20 protein-coding genes are annotated in these 23,931 nt (G+C 68.5%); 2 read left to right on the forward strand and 18 right to left on the reverse strand.

From position 1 onward, the window contains the following. The coding region (locus AC6LJ5_RS22905) for a flagellar assembly protein A (protein ID WP_498141717.1) at positions 1-1,639 on the forward strand (1,639 nt) is incomplete at its 5' end. Between the two features lie 89 nt (positions 1,640-1,728). Here AC6LJ5_RS22905 and AC6LJ5_RS22910 read toward each other — a convergent pair. The 6 genes from AC6LJ5_RS22910 to AC6LJ5_RS22935 form a co-directional block, all read right to left on the reverse strand. Further along, a complete protein-coding gene (locus AC6LJ5_RS22910; RefSeq protein WP_103272313.1) occupies positions 1,729-2,562 on the reverse strand; it encodes an SDR family oxidoreductase in 834 nt (277 codons plus the stop codon). A 13-nt stretch (positions 2,563-2,575) separates the two neighbouring features. Then, positions 2,576-3,184 carry a cysteine hydrolase family protein gene (locus AC6LJ5_RS22915; protein ID WP_103272312.1) on the reverse strand — a complete coding sequence of 203 codons (609 nt, stop codon included), beginning with the start codon at positions 3,182-3,184 and terminating at the stop codon, positions 2,576-2,578. A 52-nt stretch (positions 3,185-3,236) separates the two neighbouring features. Continuing rightward, complete coding sequence (locus AC6LJ5_RS22920) at positions 3,237-3,770, reverse strand: aromatic-ring-hydroxylating dioxygenase subunit beta (protein ID WP_103272311.1); 534 nt, start codon at positions 3,768-3,770, stop codon at positions 3,237-3,239. After that, the gene (locus tag AC6LJ5_RS22925) at positions 3,761-5,107 is read right to left on the reverse strand and encodes an aromatic ring-hydroxylating dioxygenase subunit alpha (RefSeq protein ID WP_103272310.1); all 1,347 of its coding nucleotides are present in this window, start codon (positions 5,105-5,107) and stop codon (positions 3,761-3,763) included. Before AC6LJ5_RS22925 ends, AC6LJ5_RS22920 begins: the two co-directional genes overlap by 10 nt. 9 nt (positions 5,108-5,116) lie before the next feature. Then, on the reverse strand, positions 5,117-6,361 hold the full coding sequence (locus AC6LJ5_RS22930; RefSeq protein WP_498141718.1) for a dienelactone hydrolase family protein: 1,245 nt from the start codon (positions 6,359-6,361) through the stop codon (positions 5,117-5,119). A gap of 149 nt (positions 6,362-6,510) precedes the next feature. Next, positions 6,511-7,689, reverse strand: a complete 1,179-nt coding sequence (locus AC6LJ5_RS22935; RefSeq protein WP_103272308.1) for an ABC transporter substrate-binding protein — start codon at positions 7,687-7,689, stop codon at positions 6,511-6,513. A 294-nt stretch (positions 7,690-7,983) separates the two neighbouring features. Between AC6LJ5_RS22935 and AC6LJ5_RS22940 the strand changes: the two genes are divergently transcribed. Continuing rightward, entirely contained in the window at positions 7,984-8,964 is a 981-nt protein-coding gene (locus AC6LJ5_RS22940; RefSeq protein WP_392409210.1) for an AraC family transcriptional regulator, read from the forward strand. 136 nt (positions 8,965-9,100) lie between these two features. Here the strand turns inward: AC6LJ5_RS22940 and AC6LJ5_RS22945 are convergent, their stop codons facing one another. From AC6LJ5_RS22945 to siaA, 12 genes are all read right to left on the reverse strand, one after another. Then, the gene (locus AC6LJ5_RS22945; RefSeq protein WP_103272306.1) at positions 9,101-9,505 is read right to left on the reverse strand and encodes a RidA family protein; all 405 of its coding nucleotides are present in this window, start codon (positions 9,503-9,505) and stop codon (positions 9,101-9,103) included. A 52-nt stretch (positions 9,506-9,557) separates the two neighbouring features. Continuing rightward, a complete protein-coding gene (locus AC6LJ5_RS22950) occupies positions 9,558-9,983 on the reverse strand; it encodes an acyl-CoA thioesterase (protein WP_103272305.1) in 426 nt (141 codons plus the stop codon). Positions 9,984-10,010: 27 nt separating this feature from the next. After that, entirely contained in the window at positions 10,011-11,651 is a 1,641-nt protein-coding gene (locus tag AC6LJ5_RS22955; RefSeq protein ID WP_392409212.1) for an AMP-binding protein, read from the reverse strand. 72 nt (positions 11,652-11,723) lie between these two features. Further along, the gene (locus AC6LJ5_RS22960) at positions 11,724-12,893 is read right to left on the reverse strand and encodes an acyl-CoA dehydrogenase family protein (protein WP_392409213.1); all 1,170 of its coding nucleotides are present in this window, start codon (positions 12,891-12,893) and stop codon (positions 11,724-11,726) included. A 144-nt stretch (positions 12,894-13,037) separates the two neighbouring features. Beyond that, the gene (locus tag AC6LJ5_RS22965) at positions 13,038-13,895 is read right to left on the reverse strand and encodes an enoyl-CoA hydratase family protein (RefSeq protein WP_103272302.1); all 858 of its coding nucleotides are present in this window, start codon (positions 13,893-13,895) and stop codon (positions 13,038-13,040) included. 38 nt (positions 13,896-13,933) lie between these two features. Beyond that, positions 13,934-14,725, reverse strand: a complete 792-nt coding sequence (locus AC6LJ5_RS22970; RefSeq protein WP_392409214.1) for an SDR family NAD(P)-dependent oxidoreductase — start codon at positions 14,723-14,725, stop codon at positions 13,934-13,936. Further along, positions 14,722-17,073, reverse strand: a complete 2,352-nt coding sequence (locus tag AC6LJ5_RS22975; RefSeq protein WP_103272300.1) for a bifunctional salicylyl-CoA 5-hydroxylase/oxidoreductase — start codon at positions 17,071-17,073, stop codon at positions 14,722-14,724. The genes AC6LJ5_RS22970 and AC6LJ5_RS22975 overlap by 4 nt, the downstream gene beginning before the upstream one ends. Before the next feature lie 283 nt (positions 17,074-17,356). Continuing rightward, on the reverse strand, positions 17,357-19,939 hold the full coding sequence (locus tag AC6LJ5_RS22980; RefSeq protein WP_498141719.1) for a sensor domain-containing protein: 2,583 nt from the start codon (positions 19,937-19,939) through the stop codon (positions 17,357-17,359). Positions 19,940-19,975: 36 nt separating this feature from the next. Then, a complete protein-coding gene (gene siaD, locus AC6LJ5_RS22985; RefSeq protein ID WP_498141720.1) occupies positions 19,976-20,779 on the reverse strand; it encodes a biofilm regulation diguanylate cyclase SiaD in 804 nt (267 codons plus the stop codon). Next, positions 20,776-21,153: a biofilm regulation phosphoprotein SiaC gene (siaC, locus tag AC6LJ5_RS22990; RefSeq protein WP_498141721.1), complete on the reverse strand. Its 378-nt coding sequence runs from the start codon at positions 21,151-21,153 to the stop codon at positions 20,776-20,778. The genes siaD and siaC overlap by 4 nt, the downstream gene beginning before the upstream one ends. A gap of 91 nt (positions 21,154-21,244) precedes the next feature. Next, positions 21,245-21,784 (reverse strand): biofilm regulation protein kinase SiaB, encoded by a 540-nt coding sequence (siaB, locus tag AC6LJ5_RS22995; protein WP_103272296.1) that lies wholly within the window; start codon positions 21,782-21,784, stop codon positions 21,245-21,247. A 23-nt stretch (positions 21,785-21,807) separates the two neighbouring features. Beyond that, the gene (gene siaA, locus AC6LJ5_RS23000) at positions 21,808-23,793 is read right to left on the reverse strand and encodes a biofilm regulation protein phosphatase SiaA (protein ID WP_199770968.1); all 1,986 of its coding nucleotides are present in this window, start codon (positions 23,791-23,793) and stop codon (positions 21,808-21,810) included. Between the last annotated feature and the right edge of the window lie 138 nt (positions 23,794-23,931).

The following is a 23,931-nucleotide window of genomic DNA, read 5'->3' on the forward strand; positions in this document are numbered from 1 at the left end:
CGCCGAAACCGCCCTCCCCGCCGGCGAGAGCGACGCGAACGAGGACGCCGACGCCTCGGACGAAGACGCCGAACGCGCCGGCGACGCCGCCCTGGCCAGCGACCTGCCCAACTGGGACAGCCTGGCCGCCGCCGCCGCCGAACAGGGCTGGACCACCGAAGCACTGGACAACCACGCCGTCATCGCCTTCATCGACATGTGCCGGGACGCCGTCGCGCCCGTGCAGGGGACGATCGGCAAGGTGCAGGACGGCTCCTATGAACTGGAACTGAGCGCCGACCGCATGGCGGCCATGATCACCCTGCTGCCGCCCAAGGGCGGCCGTCCCGTCGCGCTGCAGACGGTGCGCCAGGCGCTGGCCGACCAGGGCATCGTCCACGGCCTGCTGGAAACGGAACTGGCCGAGGCCGTCGAACAGGGTCGCACCGGCACCCTGCTGGTGGCGCAAGGCACCCCGCCCACGCGCGGCACCCCCACCCGCTTCGAAAGCCTGCTGGACCGGCTCAAGCCGCGCGCCCAGGAAATCGACGAACTGGCCCAGGTGGACTACCGCGACCTGGGCAGCCTGCTGCTGGTCACGCCGGGCACGCCGCTCATGCGCCGCATTCCGCCGCTGCCCGGCATCGATGGCCGCGACGTGCTGGGCCAGCCCGTGCTGCCCGACGAGATGGCCGACACGCAATTCTCCAGCGACATGTCCGGCGTCGAGATCGATCCGGACGACCCGCTGCTGCTGCGCGCGGCGATCGCCGGCAGCCCCAAGCTGATCAACCAGGGCGTGCAGGTCAATCCGGTCGTCGAAGTCGACGCGGTGGACCTGACCACCGGCAACATCAATTTCGAAGGCTCGCTGCAGGTCCGGGGCGACATCAGCGCCACCATGGAAGTGCGCGTGACCGGCGACGTGGTCGTCAACGGCACCATGGAAGCGGCGCTGGTCGAGGCCGGCGGCAACGTCACGGTCAAGGGCGGCATCATCGGCATGGCCGAGGCGATGCAGGATGCGTCCGGTCCCGCCCGCACCGCGCACATCGTCTGCGGCGGCGAGCTGAAGGCCCGCTTCATCGAGAACGCCATCATCAGCGCCGGCCAGAACGTCGAGGTCGAGCGCGAGATCCGCCAATGCAGCATCGCCGCCGGCGGCGCGGTCAACGTGGGCGCCGCCAACGCGCAGCAGACCGCCATCATGGGCGGCCAGATCCGCGCCCTGCAGGCGGTGCGCGCCGGCACCATCGGTTCGCCCGCCGGCGTGCCCACGCTGGTGCAGGCGGGCCTGGACCCGCACGCCGACATCAAGCGCACGGCGTTGACGCGCAAGCGCGTGAAGATGAACGAGGAAAAGGCCAAGCTCGAACAGCTGCTGCTGTTCCTGCACTCGCACCCCGAGCGCGCCACCGGCGACGTGGTCGACCGCGCGCGCAACACCCACGCCAAACTGGGCCGCGACCTGGTCTCGCTGGAAGAGGAAGAGGCCCAGCTGGTGCGCGACCTGCAGCCGATCCACACAGCCAGCATCACGGCCAGCCGGCGCTATTGCAGCGGCGTGAAGATCCAGATCGGCAACAAGATGCAGGAATTCCTGGAAGACCAGGTTGGCGGCAAGGCCGCGCTGGAAGCAGGCGAGATCGTCATCCGCTGAATCCGGCGAGGGCGGGCGATGCGGATCGTTCCGCGCCCCCCCGGCCGCGCGGTCCGGCGACCTCGCCGTCGCCGGCCGGTCCCTGGCGCTCAGGCGCCGTCCGCGCCGCCGTCCTGGCCCGGCGCCAGCTCGCGGAACCACGCGCGCGGGGAAATCCCCCGATCCGGCCCCAGCACCGAAAAGCCGCCGTCCACCGGGATATCCACCCCCGTCATCCACGACGCCGCGTCCGAGCACGCGAAACACACCGCCGCCGCGATCTCCTCGCCCGATCCCACCCGCCCGAGCGGATGGAAATGCGCGCCCACGGCGTCGGCCGCCGCGCGCGAACCGCCCGCCAGTTGTTCGACCGAAGGCGACCAGGTCCAGGCCGGCGACACCGCCAGCACCCGCACGCCGGCCGGCGCCAGTTCCACCGCGAAGTTCTTGGTGATCTGTAGCAAGGCCGCCTTGGACGCCGGATAGATCGCGCGTCCGGCCGCGCCGAACTTGCCGCCGGTGCTGCCCATGTTCACCACCACGCCGCCGCGCGGCAGCCTGGGCGCGACGAGCTGGGTGAAGATCGCGGCCGACACCAGGTTGGTGTCCAGCGTCGCATGCCATTGCTCGCGGCTGGAAGCCAGGCCCTGGTCGGCGTACTGGCAGGCGTTGTTGACCAGGATGTCGATCCGGCCGAAGGTCGCCAGCGCGGCCTGGATGCAGCGCTCGATCTGCGCGTCCTGGCCGATGTCGGTCTCGCAATACAGCGCCCGTTCGCGCAGCTCATCGGCCAGCGCCTGGCCGGCCGGGGCATTGCGGCCGACCAGCACCACGTTGGCGCCAGCCGCGGCCAGCCCGCGCGCGATATCCGCGCCCAGCCCCTGCGTGCTGCCGGTGACGATGGCGGTCTTGCCGGCCAGGCCGGGAAAGCCCTTGAAATCCATGACGTATCCTTGTTCAGTGCGCGGCCGCCCAGCGCATGGCCTCGGCCACCGAGCCGGTCTGCGCGATCAGCCGCATGCTGGCCAGCGACGCATCGTGCACCGCCGGGTCGGCCGAGGCGCAGGCGTCCTCGGCCACCATCACATTGAAACCGATATCGGCGGCGTGGCGCACCGTGCCCTCGACCACCGAGTGCGTGGCCACGCCCGCCACCACCAGCCGGCGCGCGCCCAGCACGCGCAGCGTCTCTTCCAACGGCGTGCCGTAGAAGGCGCTGATGCGCGTGTGCTTGACGACGAACTCGCGCGCGCTGCCGGCCAGCGGCTGCAGGCCTTCGTAGAACGCGCTGCCCCACTGCCCTTCCGGCACCGCGCCGATGGCCGCCACGTTGCGGAAGATATCGCAGTTGGCCAGCAGGTCGGCGTAGTCGGGCCGGAAGGCGATGCGCACATGCACGATGGGCAGGCCGCCCATGCGCGCGCCGCGCAGCAGGTCGGAAGCGCCGCGCAGCAGCCGCTGGCGCGTGCCGCCGTCGCCGTCCAGGCCGACGCGGATCTTGCCTTCCGGATGCAGCACGTCGTTCTGATAATGCAGGGCCAGCACGGCCACGTCGGCCGCGCTCATGGCAGGCTCCCGCAAGCCGGGCCGGCGCCGCGCGGCGTATACAGGCATACCCTCACACGAACACCTCGAACGCGTCATGCGCGTCATCGCAATTGACCAGATCCACGCGCTTCATGCGGATGCGCCAGCCGTCGCCGTCGGCGGCCAGCTTGTGGGTGTAGCGTCCGGCCAGCTGGCGCGGCTGGCGCTTGCGCCACTCGGTCATCTGGAAGGCCGAATGCACCACCAGGTTGCCGCCCGCGTCCACGCCCTCGATCTGCACCCCGCCGACCAGCCGCGCGCTGCGCGTCGGCGGCTGTTGCGACCAGTTGCGCGGATGCTCCAACCGGCGGATGCGCACATCGCGCAGCATGCGGTCTTCCCAGAACAGCGAAACGTGGTCGTAGGGACTCTTCTGCCCCGGCACGCGCGGCATCCAGTACATGCCGTCCTCGGTCCACAACGCATGCCAGTCGGCGTAGCGCCGCTCATCCAGCAGCCGCGCCTCGCGGTAGAGGAACTGGGCGATGCGATGATAAGCCTCGGCCGGCACGTCCGCCGGCTTGAGATTGTCGGTAGCGACGTCGAAATCCAGGTCTAGCAGCATGCGCCTTCTCCCTTCTCGGCCGATGCCAGCGTCACGGGGCCGGCCTGCATGTAGTCGCGCCAGGCGCGGAACTGGTTGCGCATGGGCAATTCGCTGGTGCCGTTGACCGACACCATGCCCTGCTCGTCACTGCGGTCGGTGCCGTGGTAGCGGTGCATGCTGACCCATTCGCCGCCGCGCGTGGCATTGCCTTCCTGGCAACGGTTGTACAGCTCGATATCGTCCGGCATGACGTTGGAGGACGGCGAATTGATCACGTTGGCGTACAGCATGGCGCGCTTGAACACGCCGTCCGGCGCGCCCTTGCAGCGGAAGGTCTGGATCTCGATCAGCGTGCGGTCCACGGCCACCGGCCGGATCACGCGGAACTGCTGGAACACGGTATGGGGCGAGCCGCTGCCGTAGATCACGGTGTTGTGCCGGTTCATGCCCAGCACCTGGCGCGCCTTGTCCTCGCCATAGGCCGCCGCCAGCGTCTCGAAGTGCGCCCGCGAAATCGGATCGCGCTCGGCCGCGCCGGGGTTGAAGATGCCTTCCATATAGCCGTGGCCGTTCGGATAGGCGCGCAGTTCCAGCTTTTCCCAGAATTCGTAGGGCTCGCCGTTGCCGTCCATGATGTGCAGCTCGAACGGCATCTCGCCGATTTCCTTGGCTTCGTCGCGCGCGGCGGCGAACGAGGACTCGTGCGTGACGCGGGCGTGCATGGTGTCGTGCAGGTTCTCGTAGAACACCTTCCAGTTCGAGCGCTGCATCACGCGGAACACGCCGCCGGCCACCTCAACCTCGCCCACCGGCGAGCGGTCGCAGAGATTGTCGATGGACGAGCGCACGCCGCCCAGGAAGTCCTCCAGCGCCGGGCCCTCGGCCGACTGGCTGGCGAACACGAACCCCCGGTAGCTGTCCACCCGCGCCAGGCGGCGCATCGAGAACGTGGGGTCGGCCGGGTCATAGGACGTGCCTTCCAGGCCCTGCTTGAGCGGCACGCCCAGGTGGCTGCCGTCCAGCTTGAAGGTCCAGGCATGGTACGGGCAGCGGAAGAACTTGCCCGCGCAGCCCTCGCCGTCCGCCACCACCTTGGCGCCCTTGTGCGGACAGCGGTTGTACAGCACGTGCACGCGGCCATCCGCCGCGCGCACCATCAGCACGTCCTGATCGCCCAGGCGCGTGGTGTGATAGTCGCCCGTCCTGGGCACCTGGCTTTCATGTCCCACGTAGATCCAGGCGCGGCCATAGATGCGCTCCATCTCCATATCGAAGATCGCCGGATCGGTATAGACGCCACGGTGCACGCTGTCGCCGCGCACCATCGCGGCCAATTGCTCTTCGCTGTATGCCATGTCCATCTCCTACTTGTTCTCGCTCTCGCGCCAGCGCGCCATCAGCGTGTTGGACGGCAGGGTCTCGTCCAGCAGCTTGCGCGCGGTCTCGGCGCCAGCCACCGGCAAGCCCTGCGGGTCTAGCAGGCCCACCTGCACCAGCACGCTGGCCTGGTCCCAATAAATGTGTTCGTGATAGAGCTTGTCGCCACGGAACTTCACGATCGCCACCAGCGGGATCTCGACGTACTTGCCGGTGGGCGGCACGCCGGGCAGCATCCAGTCGATCTCGGTGGTGTGGGTGAAGCAGAACAGCAGCTCGTCGACGATCTGCGTGGCGCCCACGGTGCGCGACAGCGGCACCAGCCGCGTGTCGGGCGGATTGCTGTTGACGAAATGATGCTGGTAGAAGCGCGACAGCTCCTTGTGGCCCACGCCGCCGGTCATGGTGGGGATGTGGTTCACATAGGGCTCGGCCACCATGGTGGCCATGGTGGCGGCCACGTCGCGGGTGCCGAATTCGTATTCGCAGTGCTTGTCCCACAGATGCGAGTAGTCGAACTCCGGCCCGATCGCGCGTTGCAGGGCCGCCATGCTGCGCTGGTGCGCCATCATCGCGGCGGGCTTGTCGTAGTGCGCGCCGCCGGTGCGGGCGAAGGCGTGGTCCAGGCCCGGATACACGTACAGCTCCACGCCGGGCTTGCCGCCCAGCGCCGCCAGGATGCGCTCGCGCGCCTCGGGAGGACAGAAGCCGTCGCGCTCGGCGATGTGCAGCACCAGCCGGCCACGCAGCCTGGACGCTTCCTCCAGGCTGTTCTCGATGCCGACGCCGTAGTAGCCCACGGCCACGTCCACGTCGCAGCGGCAGGCCGCCAGATAGGCCAGCTTGCCGCCCAGGCAGTAGCCCAGCGCACCCACGCCGCCCTTGAACTCGGGCAGCGCGCGCAGCGCCGCCACGGCCGAACCGATGTCGCGCACGCCCAGATCCTCGTCGAAACCCTGGTACAGCGCGAAAGCGCGCGGCATGTCATCCGGGCCGTCGGTCAGTTCGATGCCGGGCTGCTGGCGCCAGAACAGATCCGGCGCCAGCACCACATAACCTTCCTCGGCCAGCCGCTCGGCGGTCTGGCGCACGAAGCCGTTCAGGCCGAATATCTCCTGGCACAGCACCAGGCCGGGGCCGCTGCCCGAGGCCGGCACGGCCAGATAGCCCTCGAACTCGCCGCCATCATGCGCGGCGATGCGTATCCGCCGGGTCGTCACGTTCACACTCATGTATCTCTCCTTCCATGTTCAAACGAGGCCAGCAAGCCACTCGCCCCGCATAAGCCGATGCCACTTCACCCAGGCCGCGCGGAGCCGGCTCCGCCGGTCCGCTGCGGCGCCCCCTTGAGGGGGAAGCGCGCAGCGCTTCGGGGGTGGGTCTACTCCATTTGACAAGATGCGGCGAACGGGTCCTGGTACTGCGTCAGCACCGTGCCCGAGAGCTTGTTCGCCGGCTTGCCGTCCGCGCCTGCCTCGATGATCCGCAGGTAGTAGTTCTGGATGGGATACTGGTTGCGGTTGAACTTGAAATCGCCGCGCACCGACTTGAAATCGGCGCGGCGCAGCGCCGGACGCAGCGTGTCCGCGTCCAGCTTGCCGCCGGTCTGGCGCACCGCGCTGTCCAGCAGCATGGCGGCGTCGTAACCCTGCGAGGCGTACAGCGTCGGCATGCGCTTGTAGGTCTTCTTGAAATCCTCGACGAACTTGCGGTTGGCGGGATTGTCCAGGTCCGCCGCCCATTGCGCGGTGTTGCGCAAGCCCTTGATCGGCTCGCCCACGGCGGCGATGGTGTCCTCGTCGCCCGAGAAGCCCGGCGCCAGCAGCGCGATCTCCTGGCCCAGTCCGGCGCCATTGAACTGCTTGATGAAGTTCACGCCCATGCCGCCCGGCAGGAAAAAGAACACCGCGTCCGGCTTGCTGGCGCGCAGGCGGGTGATCTCCACGCCGTAGTCCAGCTGACCCAGCTGCGTATAGATCTCTTCGGACAGGCCGCCCTTGTACAGGCGCTTGAAGCCGTTGAGCGATTCGCGCCCGCCGGGATAGTCGGGCGCGATCAGCGCCACGCGCTTGTAACCCTGGTCGGCCGCGTACTTGCCCATGGCCGCCGGAATGTCCTCATTCTGCCAGGCCACCGCGAAGAAATTCGGGTTACAGCCGGCGCCGGCGTAGTTCTCGGGGCCGGTGTTGGTGCTGAGGTAGATCGTGCCCGATTGCAGGATGGCGGGCATCACCGGCAGCAGCACGTTCGAGAACACGATGCCGGTCATCACGTCGACCTTGTCGCGCTTGAGCAGGCGCTCGACGGCCTGGCGGCCGGCGTCGGCCTTTTGCTGGTCGTCGGCCACCACCACCTCGGCCGGCAGACCGCCGAGCTTGCCGCCCGTATGTTGCAGCGCCAGATTGAAGCCGTCGCGGATTTCATTGCCCAGGGCCGCGCCCGGACCCGATAAGGTGGTCAACATGCCCACCTTGACCTTGTCCGCCGCCACGGCGCCCGCCGCCGCTCCCATGCACACCAGCATGGCCAGCGCGCGCCGGCCCCAGAGATTGCGATTCATGAATCACCCCGTTTTGTCGCGCCGGCCCCGCCGGCGTCAGACTGGCAGAATCCGTCTGCCGCGGTCCGCGCATGCCGCTCGCCAGGAATCGCCAGCTTACGCGCCGCCGCGCCACGCACCAACCCGGGCCCGCCCGCGCGGGATCCCAGGCCGCTTGCGCTAGCGTAGGCCGCCCGACCGCCCCGCTCTATCCGAAAAGCGGCGGCTTTATCCGGGATTCACTTAATTCCCAATCCTTGACCTTTAAATTATTCTGGATGCGCAGGCGGGGTGTCCCGCGTTCCGGAGGCATCCATGCGCGGCTGGTCCCCCCTAGAGCTGGCGCCCTTGTTCGAGCGGCGCGTGTTCAGCTCCACGCAACAGGACGAGACGCGTGCGCTCGTCTCGGAAACCCTCAAGGAACACCGGCTGACCTGGAAAGGCGGACGGGTCGACGCGCGCCTGAACCGCGGCCGCTTCGGCGCGCTGACGGTCTGTACATTGCGCTACGGCGCCGAAGTCCAGATCGAACCCGACAAACTGCAGGATTTCATGCTGGTGCAGGTGCCGCTGCGCGGGCGCGCCCGCATCGAATGCGGCGGCGTCCGGGTGGACGCCGATCCGGCCTGTGCCGCGGTCATCGCGCCCAACCGGCCGCTGCGGCTGCATTGGGAAGCCGGCTGCGAACAACTGCTGTTGAAGATCCCGCGCGGCAAGCTGGACGCCATCGGCCAGCGCGCCTTCGGCGAGGCCGCGCTGCGGCCGCTGGACTTCAGCCCCGCGCTGCGGCTGGACAACCCGGTGGGCGCCGCCTGGCGCAGCATGATGGGCGGCCTGATCCACCTGCTGCCCACGCTGGACGACGGCGCGCCGCGCCCGCCGGCCGCCTGGCTGGACCAGCTCGAGGACACGCTGGTGCTGCACCTGCTGTACAACCAGCCCAACACCTGGCGCGGCGGGCCGGCGGCCACGCCGCCACGCCGCCTGGCGCTGGCCGAGGCCTATATGCGCGCGCACCTGGCCACGCCCATGACGCTCAAGGACATCGCCCGCCACGCCGGCGCCAGCGACACGGCGCTGACCCGGCTGTTCCAGGAACACCGCGACACCACGCCCATGAACGCGCTGCGCGCGCTGCGGCTGGACGCGGCGCGCCAGCGCCTGCTGGACGGCGCCTGCGCCAACGTCACCGAGGCGGCGCTGGCGGTGGGCTTCGGCCACCTGGGCCGGTTTTCGGAGTACTACAAGGAAAGATTCGGCGAACTGCCCAGGCAGACCTTGCGCCTGGCGCAGTGATCGCGGACGCGCGGCCCGCGCTGGCTCCAGCACCCGCCATTCGGTGCCGGATGCCGGCCCGGTAAGCGGGACGGCGGACGGCCGGAGCCCGGACCGCCGGGCCGACGCGACAGGCCGCCCGGCGCGTTGAACAGGATCAGGCCGGCACGACGGCCGTGACTTCGATCTCGACCTTGGCGCGGTCCTCGACCAGGTCCGCGACCTCAACCGCCGTCATGGCCGGGAAATGCCGGCCGATCAGTTCGCGGTAGTGCTTGCCGATGGCCGGATAGGCCGCCACGTATTCGTTCTTGTCGGTGACGTACCAGGTCATGCGCACGATGTGCTCCGGCTTGGCGCCGCCCTCGGCCAGGATGGCGACGATGTTCGCCAGGGTCTGGCGCACCTGGTCCGCCAGGTCATCCGACTCGAATTGCTGCTGTCCGTTCCAGCCGACCTGGCCGCCCACGAACACCAGCTTGCTGCCCACCGTCATCTCGGCGAGGATTCCATTTGAATAGCCACGGGGCGCCATCCAATCCGGCGGTTGCAGAATCTTCATAACGTCTCATCCTATTATCAAAAAAACTCAGTGAAGTAAGGCTGGCGCGCGCTCAGGCGGCGGGCGCCAGATAGGCCCGCATCCGCTCGCGCAGATCGTCGGGCAGGGGCGTGGACTTCATGCTGCGCAAGTCCACGGTCACGATGGTCAGGGTCGCCGACAGCCGCAACTGCCCGTCCGGCCCTTCGAAACGCACCAGCGCCTTGAACGAGGCGCCGCCGATGCGCTGCACCTCCAGCGTCTGGCGCAGCCGTTCATGCCAGCGGCTGGGCGCGGTGAAGTCGCACTGCACCGAGGCCGTGGGCGTGCCGATCCGGCGCTCCACGTGCAGCGCATGGAAAGGCAGGCCCATGCCCTTGTCGAACCATTCCTCGACGAAATCGTTGATCATCTCGAAATAGCGCGGATAGAACACGATGCCGGCCGGATCGCAATGGCGGAACCGCACCTCCACCTGGCTGACGAACGGATTTCCCATGTTGGCTCCTGTTTGCCTTGTCGCCGCTCAGGCCATCTTGCGCAGCGCGAAGCGCTGCAGCTTGCCGGTCTCGGTGCGCGGCAGCGCATCCACGAATTCGATGGCGCGCGGGTACTTGTAAGGCGCGATATTGGCCTTGACGAAGGCCTGCAGCTCGGCCACCAGCGCATCGCCCGGTTCAAAGCCCGGCTTGAGCACCACGAAGGCCTTGACCACCTGGCCGCGTTCGTCGCAGGGCGCGCCGACCACGCCGCACTCGGCCACGGCCGGATGGCGCAGCAGCGCGTCCTCGACTTCGGGACCGGCGATGTTGTAGCCCGCCGACACGATCATGTCGTCGTTGCGCGCCTGGTAAAAGAGATAGCCGTCGTCGTCCTGCACGAAGGTGTCGCCCGGCAGGTTCCAGCCAGCCTGCACGAATCGGCGCTGGCGCTCGTCGGCCAGGTATCGGCAGCCCGTGGGGCCCTTGATGGCCAGCCGGCCGGCGGTGCCGTTGGGCAGCGGATTCATGTCGTCGTCCACGATCTGCGCGATGTAGCCCGGCACCACGCGGCCGATGGCGCCGCGCCGCACCTCGTCCGGCGGGCTGGACACGAACACGTGGATCATCTCGGTGCCGCCGATGCCGTCGATCATCTCCAGGCCGCTGGCCTGCTTCCACAGCTGGCGGGTGGCGTCGGGCAGGGCCTCGCCCGCCGACACGCTCTTCTTGAGCGAGGACAGGTCATACTTGCCGGCCAGCGCCGCCATCTGGCGATAGAAGGTGGGCGCGGTGAACACGATGGTGGCGCGGAAATCCTGGATCAGCTGCAGCAAGCTGTCGGGCGACAGCTTCTCGGCCAGCACCGTGCTGGCGCCCACGCGCAGCGGGAAGCACAGCAGGCCGCCCAGGCCGAAGGTGAAGGCCAGCGGCGGCGTGCCGCAGAACACATCGTCCGGTCCCGGCTTGATCACGTGCTTGGGAAACAGGTCGCACATGGCCAGCACGTCGCGATGGAAGTGCATGCAGCCCTTGGGCGCGCCGGTGGTGCCGCTGGTGAAGGCGATCAGGCAGACGTCGTCGGCCGAGGTGTCGCAGGCCTGGAAATCGTCGGCCTTGGTCGCGGCCAGCGCGTCCAGCGAGGCCGGCCCCTGGTCGTTGAAATACACGACCTGCCGCAGGCCGGCGCAATGGTGTTCATGGTCCTTCTGCAGGCAGAACTCGGCCTCGTCCTTCAGGCGCACGTCGCACAGCGCCGCCTGGATCTGCGCCTTGTCGATGATCTGCTTGAGTTCCTTGGCGCGCAGCAGCGGCATGGTGGGCACGGTGACCAGGCCGGCCTTGATGGCGGCCAGCCAGGAGGCCGCCATCATGGGATTGTTCGGGCCGCGCAGCAGCAGCCGGTTGCCCGGCACCAGCTTCATGTCCTCGACCAGCACATGGGCGATGCGGTTGGTCAGCGCCGCCAGCTCGCCGTAGGTCATGGCCGCGGGCTTGCCCTCCTGGGACCAGCGCAACGCCACGCGCTCGCCATGGCCGCGTTCGACCATGGCGTCCACCAGTTCCACCGCGCAGTTCATGCGCTTGGGATAGGCCACGTCGGGGCCGTCGAGCAGGAATTCAGGCCATAGCTCGCCCGGGGGCAGGTTGTCCCGGGCGAAAGTGTCGATGTGGGCGGATGTTTCCATGAAAACCCCTTGCCGTCTGTGCTGTGTGGTTTGGTGGCGTGGCCTGGTCCCGCGGGCGCTCTGCGGCGTCCGTCAGGATTTCAGTAGTTCACGGGCAATGATCAACTTCTGGACTTCGGTGGCGCCCTCGTAGATGCGCAGCGCCCGGATCTCGCGGTACAGCTTTTCCACCGGCATGCCGGAGACCACGCCCGCGCCGCCGAACATCTGCAGCGCGCGGTCGATCACGGCCTGGGCCGATTCGGTGGCGGTCATCTTGGCCATCGCCGCCTCGCGCGTGGTGCGCTGCTTCTGCACGTCGCGCATCCAGGCGGCGCGGTAGGTCAGCAGCGCCGAGGAATCGATGGCGGTGGCCATGTCGCCCAGCGCCGCCTGCGTCAGCTGCAGGTCGGCCAGGGTCTGGCCGAACATGCGGCGCGACCTGGCCCGTTCCAGCCCCTCGTCCAGCGCGCGACGGGCGAAGCCCAGCGCCGCCGCCGCCACCGAGGCGCGGAAGATGTCCAGCGTCATCATGGCCAGCTTGAAGCCCTGCCCCGGCTCGCCCAGCCGCTGCGCGACGGGGATGCGGCAGTTGTCGAAAGTGATCGTGGCCAGCGGGTGCGGGGCGATCAGGTCGATGCGCTCGCTGACCTCGAAGCCCGGGGTGTCGGCGTCCACGACAAAGGCGCTGATGCCACGCGCGCCCGGCGCCTCGCCGGTGCGCGCGAACACGCAGTAGAAGTCGGCGATGCCGCCGTTGGAGATCCAGGTCTTGGCGCCGTTGAGCACATAGGCGTCGCCGTCCAGCCGGGCTTCGCAGGCCAGCGCGGCCACGTCGGAACCGGCCTCGGGTTCGGACAGCGCGAAGGCGGCGATGGCCTCGCCGCGCGCCACGCGCGGCAGGTAGCGCGCGCGCAGCGCATCGGAACCCATCAGCGAGATCGCGCCGCTGCCCAGGCCCTGCATGGCGAAGGCGAAGTCCGCCAGCCCTTCATGGCGCGCAAGCGTTTCGCGCAGGATGCAGACCGAGCGCGAATCAACCTCGGGCAACGCGCCGCCCCAGGCGCCGCCAGGACCGCCGGCGACCGCGTAGCGCAGCCAGCCAGCCTCGCCCATGGCCTTGACCAGCTTGCGGCAGGCGGCGTCCGCATCGTGATGATCGACCTCGCCCAGCGAGCGCTCGCACCAGGCGTCGACCTCGTGCGCCAGGACGCGGTGCCGTTCCTCGAAAAAGGGCCAATCCAGCCAGCTTGCATCTCTCATATCAACTCTCCGTAGCGCTACGCGGCATCTGCATCGCTAAAAACAGGTGTGGCTCAATCGCGGCTGCGCGGAGCCGGCTTTGCCGGTCCGCAGCAGCGCCCCCTGGAGGGGGAGCGCGTAGCGCTCGGGGGTGGGCCTCTCTCTTCAGTTTCCTTCGAATATCGGCTTTTGCTTGGCGACGAACGCTTCATAAGCGCGATGGAAATCGCGCGTCTGCATGCAGATCGCCTGAGCCTCGGCCTCGGCCTCGATGGCCTCGTCCACGCCCATGTTCCATTCCTGGTGCAGCAGCTTCTTGGTCACGCCATGGGCGAAGGTCGGGCCGGCGGCCAGCTGCGCGGCCAGCGCCTGGGCGGCGTCGAGCAGCCCGGCGCCATCGTGCAGCGCGTTGAAGAAGCCCCAGCTGGCGCCTTCTTCGGCCGTCATGGCGCGGCCGGTGTACAGCAGTTCCGACGCGCGGCCCTGGCCGATCATGCGCGGCAGCAGCGTGCAGGCGCCCATGTCGGCACCAGCCAGGCCGACGCGGGTGAACAGGAAGGCGGTGCGCGCCGCCGGCGTGCCCAGGCGCATGTCCGAGGCCAGCGCGATCATGGCGCCGGCGCCGGCGCAGATGCCGTCCACCGCAGCCACGATGGGCTGCGGGCAGGCGCGCATGGCCTTGACCAGATCGCCCGTCATGCGCGTGAAATCCAGCAGCTCGGGCATGCTCATCCTGGTCAGCGGGCCGATGATCTCGTGCACGTCGCCGCCGGAGCAGAAATTGCCGCCCGCGCCCGTCACCACCACGACCTTGATGTCGGTGGCGTAGACCAGCGCGCGGAACAGGTCCCGCAGCTCGGCATAGGAATCGAAGGTCAGCGGATTCTTGCGCTCGGGCCGGTTCAGCGTGATGGTGGCGACCTTGCCGTCCGCAGACACCTGCCACAGGAACGTCTTCGCCTGGTAGCCGGCGAGCGGACGCTTGTGGTGCTTCATGCTGTGTTCTTCGGTCTGCGTGCTCATGGTGTCTCCGTTTCTGTATGCAAGGGGTGGGCGCCGGCTCAGCCGGTCATCACTTCGCCGCCGTCCACGGCGATGGCCTGGCCGTTGATCGAGGCGCTGGCCGGCAGGGCCAGCCAGGCGACCGTCTCGGCCACTTCCTCGGGCTGCACCAGGCGGCCCTGCGGGTTGCGCTCGGCCAGCTTGGCGCGGGCGGCATCCGGCGTCATGCCGGTCTTGTCGACGATGTTGGCGACGGCGCCGCGCACGATGTCGGTCTCGGTGTAGCCGGGGCAGACCGCGTTCACGGTCACGCCCTTGCTCGCGGTTTCCAGCGCCAGCGAGCGCGTCAGGCCGATCACGCCGTGCTTGGCGGCGCAATAGGCGCTGACATAGGCGTAGCCGATCAGGCCGGCGGTGCTGGCGACGTTGATCACCCGGCCCCAGCCCGCCGCCAGCATGCCCGGCAGCGCCGCCTGGACGCAGTGGAAGGTGCCGGTCAGATTGACCGCCAGCATGTTCTGCCACAGCGCGGCGTCGGTGCGCTCGAACTTCTGGCTGACCGCCTGGCCGGCGTTGTTCACCAGGATGTGCACCGGGCCGAAGGCGGCCTCGGCCTGCGCGAAGGCCTGCCGCACCGAGGCTTCGTCGGCGATATCGGCGCTGACGGCCTGGGCCTGGCCCAGGCTCGCCAGCCCCCCGACGGCGCTGTCCAGCGCCGCGCCATCGCGGCCCAGCAGCGTGACGCGGGCGCCGCGCGCCAGCAGCGCGCGGGCGCAGGCCAGGCCGATGCCTCGGGCGCCGCCCGTCACCAGCGCATGGCGGCCCGCCAGGGGCAATGCAAGTTCACTCATTTGACGTCCAGTTGCGCCATGGCGGCGGCGCGCTCGAAGTTGGTTTCCAGCTGGCGCTTGCCGGCGAAATATTGGCTGGGCCAGGTCACGTCACGATAGCCCACGCGGGCGGCTTCGCGCAGCGTCCAGGACGCGTCGGCCAGGTGCGGACGGGCCAGCGCGCACAGGTCGGCGCGGCCGGACGCGATGATGGCGTTGGCGTGGTCGGCCTCGAAGATCGCGCCCACGGCGATGGTGGGAATGCCGGCTTCGTTGCGCACGCGGTCGGCGAAGGGCGTCTGGAACATGCGGCCGTAGACGGGCTTCTCGGCCTTGCTGACCTGGCCGGACGAGCAGTCGATCATGTCGGCGCCGGCGGCCTTGAAGCGGCGCGCGATCTCGACCGCGTCGTCGGGGGTGATGCCGCCCTCGACCCAGTCGTGCGCCGAGATCCGCACCGACATGGGCTTGTCCTCGGGCCAGGCGGCGCGCACCGCGTGGAACACTTCCAGCGGATAGCGCAGCCGGTTCTCCAGGCTGCCGCCGTATTCGTCGTCGCGCTGGTTGGTCAGGGGCGAGATGAAGCTGGACAGCAGATAGCCGTGGGCGCAGTGCAGCTCCAGCCAGTCGAAACCGGCGGCGACGGCCCGCCGGGTGGCGGCCACGAAGTTGTCGCGCACCTGATCCATGTCGGCGCGCGTCATGGCGCGCGGCGTCTGCGACACGCCCTCGATATAGGGCAGCGCCGAGGCCGACAGCAGCGGCCAGTTGCCTTCGGCCAGCGGATGGTCGATCTTCTGCCAGCCCAGCTGGGTCGAGCCCTTGCGGCCGGCATGGCCGATCTGCACGCCGATGCGGGCGTCGCTGTTGCCGTGCACGAAGTCCACGATGCGGGTGAAAGCGCGCGCCTGCTCGTCATTCCACAGGCCGGGGCATCCCGGGGTGATGCGCGCGTCGGGCGAAACGCAGGTCATCTCCACCATCACCAGGCCGGCGCCGCCCATGGCGCGGCCGCCCAGATGCACCAGGTGGAAATCGCCCGGCACGCCGTCCTGGCAGGAGTACATGGCCATGGGCGAAACCATGATGCGGTTCTTGAGCCGCACGCCGCGCGCCTGGTAGGGCGTGAGCATGGGCATGGCCGGACGCTGGCCGGCCGGGGCCGGCGCGCCGGCGCGCTCGGCGATCCAGCGCTCGAAGCCTTCCAGCCAGGCCGGATCGCGCAGCCGCAGGTTCTCGTGCGAAATACGCTGCGAGCGGGTCAGCAGCGAGTAGGCGAACTGCTCCGGCTCCAGGCCGGCGTAGCGCTTGACGTTCTCGAACCATTCGGTGGAGTTGCGGGCGGCGTTCTGGATCTTCAGCACTTCCACGCTGCGCACTTCCTCGTAGTGCTTCAGGCCGTGTTCCACGCTGCCTTCGGCGCCGCTCAGGCAGCGCGCCAGCTCGATGGAATCCTCCAGCGCCAGCTTGGTGCCCGAGCCGATGGAGAAGTGGGCGGTGTGGGCGGCGTCGCCCATCAGCACCACCGGCACGCGACGCTCGCCGCGGGCGGTGTCCAGCGTGTTCCAGTGCACCCAGGTGTTGCAGATGACGCGCGGGAAACGGATCCAGATGGCCGAGCCGCGCAAGTGCGAGGCGTTGCTCACCAGCGGATTGCCGTCCAGCCAGGGCGCGAACAGCTTTTCGCAATAGGCGATGCCCTCTTCCTGGCTCATCTGCTCGATGCCGGCGGCCTGCCAGGTTTCCTCGGGCGTTTCCACGATGAAGGTGGACATGCCGTCTTCGTAGCGGTAGGCGTGCGCCTGGAACCAGCCGTGCTCGGTCTGCACGAAGGCGAAGGTGAAGGCGTCGAAGACTTTTTTCGTGCCCAGCCAGACGAAGCGGCAGTTGCGCTGGTCGATGTCGGGGCGGAAGGTGTCGGCGTAGCGGGTGCGGACCTGGCTGTTGATGCCGTCCGAGGCGATCACCAGGTCGGCGTCATATTCGCGCGCGATGGCCTGGTCGTCCTGGATGAACTGTTCGAACACAAGCTTGACGCCCACCTCCTCGCAGCGCGCCTGCAGGATGTTCAGCAGCTTCTTGCGGCCGATGCCGATGAAGCCATGGCCGCCGCTGCGCAGGCTGCGACCCTTGAAGTGGATGTCGATGTCGTCCCAGTGGTTGAAGGCGTCGCCGATGGTCTGGGCGGACACCGGATCGGCCTCGCGCAGGTTCTGCATGGTGGCGTCGGAAAACACCACGCCCCAGCCGAAGGTGTCATATGGGCGGTTGCGCTCGATCACCGTGACTTCGTTGGCGGGATCCTGCAACTTCATGAGCAGACCGAAATACAGGCCGGCGGGACCGCCGCCGATGCAGACTATTTTCATTTCCGTATGCACTCCATGGTGTGCGACGGGCGCTCTGGGTGTGCAGGAGCGGGGGCCGCAGATATTTAGGTCTGGATAGTTTAGGCTTGAAATATATACCCGAAATTGACCTATCGCAAATGGGGAAAGCGACTAGTCCGGATATCAAATGGGGACGAATTGCCGCGACCGGCAACCCGTCGGGAAGGCGTGAAGGGGCGCCGGGCCCTGCGCCCCGAGGGGCGCTGCCTGGCGGGAACGGCACAAGGGCGGGACCAGGCCCGCCCTTGCGTTCAAGCTGCCGCTAGTACCGACCGCGCAGCCACTGCTCCAGGTCGTTCGCCGGCAAGGGCGGCGAAAACAGGAAACCCTGCCCCGCCGCGCAGCCCTGCTCGATCAGGAAGCGCCGCTGCTCTTCGTTCTCGATCCCCTCGGCCACGACGGGCAGGCTCAGGCTCTCGCCGATGCGGATCACGGCGCTGGTCAGCGCGCGCGCCGCGTCGTCGCTCTCCAGGCCCTGCACGAAGCTGCGGTCCAGCTTGAGCTCGTCGACGATCAGCCGGCGCAAGTGCCCCAGGCTGGAATAGCCGGTGCCGAAATCATCCATGGACAGGCGCACGCCCAGGCGATGCAGCTCGGCGATGGTGCGCAGCGTGCCGGCGGTGGCGTCCAGCACCACGCCCTCGGTGATTTCCAGCATCAGGTCGCCCGGCGCCAGGCCGAATTCCGCCAGCGTCGCCGCGATCATCCGGGGCAGGTTCAGATTGTGGAAGTTGGTGGCCGACAGGTTCACCGACACCGAAGGCACTCGCAGGCCGTTGTGACGCCAGGTCGCCAGCTGCGAGCAGGCCTCGCGCAGCGCCCAGTCGCCCAGGTCGCCGATCAGCCCGCATTCCTCGGCCAGCGGCACGAAGCGCGCCGGCGAGATCTCGCCCAGCGTCGGATGGCGCCAGCGGGCCAGCGCCTCGACGCCGTACAGGCTGCCGTTCCTGAGCCCGACCTGCGGCTGGTAGTGCAACCGCAGCGCGCGGCCTTCCAGCGCATCGCGCAGGGCCGCCTCCAGCGCCAGGCGTTCCTGCGCCTGCCGGTTCATCTCGGCGCTGAAGAAGGAGATGCGGTTGCGGCCGGCGGTCTTGGCCTGGTACATGGCCATATCGGCGTGGCGCAGCAGCGTGTCCATGTCGCGCCCGTTTTCCGGGAAGACGCTGATGCCGATGCTGACCGAGGGATTGAGCGTGATGCCGCCCACGCCGAAGGGCTGCGCCAGCGCCACCAGGATGTGCTCGGCGGCGGCGGTCAGCCGGCCATGCTCGAAATCGGGCAGCAGCATGACGAACTCGTCGCCCGACAGCCGGCCGACGATGTCGGTGGCGCGCGCCAGCCGCCGCAGCCGCAGCGCGACCTCGCGCAGCAGCGCGTCGCCGATGGGATGCCCCAGCGTGTCGTTGACCTGCTTGAAGCGGTCCAGGTCCAGGAACAGCACCGCCACGCGCTTGCGCTCGGCCTCGGCGCGGGCGATGGCCTGCTCGGACTGGGCCAGCAACAGATTGCGGTTGGGCAGCCCGGTCAATTCGTCGTAGAAGGCCAGCTGGCGGATGCGGGCGCGCGCTTCCTCGCGCTCCAGCGCCAGCGCCAGCGCGCACAGGTAGACGCAGACATCCACCAGGCGGTGATGAAAGTCGTCGGGCAGCCGGCGCTCGCGGAAATAGAAGCCGAAAGTGCCGATGACGCGGCCATCGCTGGACTTGATCGGCGAGGACCAGCAGGACTTGATGTCCTCCGGCAGCGGCAGGTGGCGATAGCCGTCCCACAGCGGATCGGTGGCGATATCCGGCACGATGACCGGCCGGCCCAGGAAGGCGGAAGTGCCGCAGGCGCCGCATTGCGGACCGATGGGCTCGCCGTCCAGCGCGTCGCTGAACGCCGGCGGCAGGCTGGGCGCGGCCAGCGGCCGCAGCCGCCCGGCATCGTCCACCCGCAGCACGGTGGTCAGCACCTCGGGCGCCAGGCGTTCGACCTCGCGGCACACCATGTTCATCACTTCGGTGACAGATGCCTCGTTGACCATGGCCTGCAGCACGCGGCGCTGCAGCACCTCATGCACCTTGGTCGGGGTGATATCGGTCAGCACATCCACCACGTTGACCAGCGTGCCGCGCTCGTCGAACACGGAGTTGGCCATGACAGACACCCATAGCGGCTTGCCGGCGCGATCGTAGACCAGCACGTCCTTGTGGTAGCCCTCGCGGCAGGCGATGCGGCGATCCAGCTCTTCGCGCGTGCCGCCATCCGGCCGGCCGCCGGCCAGCAGTTCGCCCAGCTCCTGATTGACCGCGTCGGCGCGGCCGAAGCCGAGCATGCGATGAAAGCCCTCGTTGACGTAGACGATGCGACCGTCCGGGCCGGACACGGCCACGGCGTTGCCGGTCTCGTTGATGCCCAGCAGCAGCAGGCGCACCTCTTCCTGCCGCTCTGCGTCGGCGATGGACTTGCGCGAGACGACCGAGATGCGCTCGACCTCGCCGGCCGGATTGATCTGCGGCAGGTAGGTGGCCTCGATCCACAGCGCGCCGCCATTGCGGCGGCGGTAGCGGCAGGTGCCGGAGAAGTGTTCGCCGCGGCGCAGCCGGGCCCAGATCTGTTCGGCGCTGGCGATGCCCTTGCCCTCGTCCATGCTGTCGCACAGCATGTCGTGGCGCAGGGTCAGCGCCTCGTCGCTGGCGTAGCCCATGGCCGCCAGGAAATTCGCATTCGTACTCAACACGGAGCCGGCCGGGTCGAAGTCGAACAGCAGCAGCGCCCGATCCATCGATGCCAGGTAGCTGCCCGTTCGCCACGCGTCCGCTTCTGGAACCGCGTCGGGAACGCCCAGATGAGAATCAAGCATATGAGGCTCCAATACCGGAATACAGCAGTTCCGGAGTCATTCAGCGCCGGGGGTATATCCAAGGGCGACGCGGTCGCGTCCGTCCTGCTTGGCCAGGTACAGGGCCTGGTCCGCGCGGCTGAGCGTTTCTGAAAAGGTCTCTCCCAGCTGATGGCACGACATGCCGATGCTGACCGTGAGCCTGAGCGCCTCGCCGCCCACGTCGATGACCATGGCGCGGACCTCGCCGACCAGCCTGTCCATGACGGCCTGCGCCGCCTCCGGCCCGGTATTGGGCAGCAGCACCAGGAACTCCTCGCCGCCCCAGCGGCCGCACAGGTCGTACTCGCGCAGGCCGTGGCGCAGCACCCTGGCCAGCTCGACCAGGGCGCGGTCGCCGGCCTCGTGGCCGTAGCGGTCATTGACCGCCTTGAAATGATCCACGTCCAGCATGCCCACGACGAAGGGCTGGCCGCCGCGCGCGACGCGCTGCACCTCCTGCTTGATCGTCTCCATCAGGGCGCGGCGGTTCAACAGGCCGGTCAGCGGGTCGCGGCTGGACGTTTCCTCGAGCGCGGCGTTCAGGTCGCGCATCATGCTCTGGTAATGATCGGAGATGCGGGCGATGCGGGTCAGCCGGCGCAATTGCCGGTCGAAACGGTCGCACAGGCCGATCTCGCGCTCATGCGCCATGGTCTGGTAGGCATCCGACAACTGGGTCACGCGCTCGATCCGCGCCATCTGGTCGGCGGTATGGCGCCACAGCGCCTCCAATGCCTCGCGCAGCGGATGCCCGGCATGGGCGGGATCCGCCAACAACTCGGCGATGCGCTGGTCCAGGTCGGCGTTGCCTGCTTTCATTGGCGGCCGATAACCGAGAAGGGAAAGGTGCAGTCTTCCTTGAATTCCTCGGCCAGTTCGCCGACGCGCTCGTTGCGCATGTCGTAGAACCAGGTGACACCAACCTGGCGGCCCTTGCCGTGGGCGGATTCCAGCACGTCGAAGATGTCCATCATGGACTTGATGCTGCTGGTGTTCAGGTACAGCAGTTCCAGTTCCAGGTTGAGCGGCGCGCTAGCTTCCAGCAGATAGGATTCCACCCACTCGATCACCGGACCGAACAGCTCGAACGAGTTTTCAGGATAGGAATCCCCGCGCATGGTCAGCAGGCCCCGCGCCGGATCCGCGGTGATGGCGGGCGTGGACTGGGTCCCGGGAATGTTCAGGTCTTTCATCAATAGCTCCGATGGGCCCCGTCGCGGACGCGGGCGGCTGGGTCCAGCGCATGGGGCCTGTTCAATTGGGAATCCGTGGGCATGGCGGCGTTCAGATCACCGCGCTCAGGCTGAAGAAGGCCGTGCCTTCGCCGGCGGCCGGCGTCAGGCTGGCCTCCATCGGCGCGCCCGAGCGCCGGGCGATGTCTATCAGCCCAAGGCCCGCGCCCGAGGCCACGCCCTGGGCCCGGGGCTTGTGAAGCTGCGCCTTGTAGGCGGCCTTGAGCTCGGCCTTGTCCAGGGCAGCCAGCTCCTGGACGCGCGCCACCAGGGCGTTGCCGTCCTCGATCCGCACCAGGTTGCCAGCCGACACCACGTAACGGCTTTCGTCGCGGCGGCCGATGACCACCGTGGCGCAGGCGTCGGTGTCGCCGTTCTGGGCGGCGTACTGGCGGATGTTCTGGATCATTTCGATATAGACCGAGAACACGTCCATGGCCTCCGCCGGCCGGGCGTGCTCGACATTCAGGTAGTTCTTCAGCGCGTTGCCGATTTCTTCGATCAGGCTGCGGGAGATCGGCCCGTTGAAGCACAACAGGGTCCGGTTCTGGTTGAACCGCTCGCCCAAGGCGTACAGATCGGAGGCATTCATGGAAGTTGGCGCCCTGATAACGATTATTCGAAACGGAAAGACAGCAAGGTGATGTCGTCGCGCTGCGGCTGGCCGCCCTGATAATCGGCCAGCGCCTGCGTGAACGCGGCGACCTGTTCAGTTAACGGCCGCCGCGCGTGGGTCTTGAGCATGTCGGCGAAGCGCGTGTTGCCGAAGCCGAAGCCATGTTCACCGCCCGCCTGATCCAGGAAGCCGTCGGTCGCCAGGGTGTAGGTCCAGCCCGGTTCCATCGACAGCTCGATATTCTCGTAGACGCCCGCGCGTTTATCACCCAGCGCACGCTTTCCTCCGGGAACTTCGCGCAACGCATCGCCATTGCTGGCGTACAGGCTGATCTTCGCACCCGCGTAGCGCAGCAGGCCAGCCTGGCGGTCAATATATACCAGCCCCGCGTCCGTATTGGTCGCCAGCGCCCTCGGCAATTGCGCGTCCGCAAGCATGGCGCGGATCGCGCTGTCGGTGCGGGTCAGCACGGCGGCCGGATCGGACGGGCCGACCTCGGTGATCGCCAGGTCGATGGCGGCGCGCGCCAGCATGGTCATCAGCGCGCCCGGCACGCCGTGGCCGGCGCAGTCCATGATGCCCAGCAGGCAATTCCCGCCATCGGAGCGGAACACGTAGAAATCGCCGCCCACCACGTCGCGCGGCTTCCACAGCACGAAGTGATGCTCGCCCAGCGACTGGGTCAGCTGGCGATCCGGCAGGATGGCCCGCTGGATCAGGCTGGCGTAGTCGATGGAGTCGCCGATCTTCTTGTGCGCGGCGGCCATGGCGCGGTTGGCGTTTTCCAGCTCCGAGGTGCGCTCGCGCACCTTGCTCTCGAGCTCGGCCGTGTGCTGGCGCACCTTGTCGGCCATGACGCCGAAGGCATTGCTGAGATCGCCGATCTCGTCCTGGCCTCCGGGCGGCAGGCTGACGTCATAGCTGCCGTTGGCGATGGCGCGGGCCGATTGCTGCAGCCGGCGCAGCGGCCGCAGCATCAACCGCTCGACGGCGTAGCCGAAGCACAGCAGCATGGCCGCGAACAGCAGCACCAGGCCCACCGCCACCGGCCAGATCCAGCCCGTGTCCAGCACCCGGGCCGCGCCCAGGTCCACCAGGGTCAGCACATGCCAGTGCAGTTCGGGCATGTAGGCCACCGACACCAGCTGGCGGTGGCCGTCCACCGCGACCCAGGCCGACTGCACCGACTGTGGATCGGCCTGCGCCGCGTGCATGGCCGAGCGCAGTTCCTCGCGCCCCGGGCCGGGGTCCAGCAGGGAGAACACCATGCCACGGCCGTCGGCGCCGCCGGCGCCGGAGTTGTAGGCGATCAGCGTGGGATCCATGTGCGCCTGGATCGCGCCCGTCTCGTCGACGATGATGGGCGTGACGCCGGCCTGGCCGCTATTGACGAAGTCGCGCAGGAAGCCGCCCACGTCCAGGCCGGCGCCGGTCAGGCCCAGCACCTTGTCGCCGTCGCGCACCTGGGCGTTGATCCAGACCCGCGTGGTCTTGAGCTTCAGGTCGGGGTTGACGTTGATGTTGTAGAGCGCGGACGCCTGCAGCGACTTGTAGAACCAGCCGTCATCGGCGGCGCCGCGGCTCAGCGTGTAGCGCGGCGCCTCGGACAAGGGCTGGTCGTCGTTGAAGTAATAGTTGCCGGTGGCGGCGCTGGCGATGAAGTAGGCCCGGCCCAGCAGATCGCGGCGGTAGCCGTCGGCTTCGCGGAAGAACAGCTCGCGCGCGGCCGGATCGGACTCATTGCGCAGCCAGCGCCGCGTGACCTCGCTGTCGGCCAGGCGCAGCGACAGGGCCAGTTCGCGCGAGACCGGCGCCAGGATGCGCTGGCGGTTCAGTTGCGTGAAGTTGTCGGCGAATGCCCGCCCGAAGTGATCCCTGACGCCGTCCAGCAGCTGCCAGCCGATCAATGCGGCCGGCGCCAGCGCGACCAGGCACGCCAGCAGCAAAGCCATAAGCGATTTTTTGCGCAAACCCCATTTCGCCATGCGTAGTCTTCCTGACAACTGGATAAGTAGCGGCGTGCGCGAAGTGTCTTGCATGCGCGGCCTGCCGTCCCGGCCGCGAGTCCGCGGCCGCGGGCAGGGCTTGCCGCCGCGCGCTCGACCCGCCTCGTGGGCAGTGAT

Source organism: Achromobacter sp. 1011791174 (assembly GCF_059760925.1).